Source organism: Bacillus sp. SIMBA_074, assembly GCF_046534555.1.
Classification (GTDB): domain Bacteria; phylum Bacillota; class Bacilli; order Bacillales; family Bacillaceae_G; genus Bacillus_A; species Bacillus_A mycoides.
This window is the reverse complement of record NZ_JAWRYM010000991.1, coordinates 1-248: the sequence shown is the minus strand read 5'-3', so window position 1 is coordinate 248 and position 248 is coordinate 1. Positions and strand designations below refer to the sequence as shown.

The following is a 248-nucleotide window of genomic DNA, read 5'->3' as shown; positions in this document are numbered from 1 at the left end:
AGGGCATGAGCGGCGCGTGGCTGCGCTATATCGGCCATGACGGAAAGCGCGACGGCGATCGCATCGGGCTGTACGGCGAGAAGGGCCCCGCTTTCGACTATCGCTTCGATGCGCTGCAGATAGGCCTGGACCTTTATCGCAACATCGATGCCGAGGACGACAGCAGGGAGCACGCCGGCGCCTTCCTTGCCTATGGCAAGGGCAAGGGCAACGTCCGCCATACCAACCTGGAGATCGACTTCCACGCG

General features: G+C 63.3%; 1 protein-coding gene. It reads left to right on the top strand.

The genetic code is table 11. The annotated features are described in order from the left end of the window. The coding region (locus SB773_RS33740; protein WP_410594831.1) for an autotransporter outer membrane beta-barrel domain-containing protein at positions 1-248 on the top strand (248 nt) is incomplete at both ends.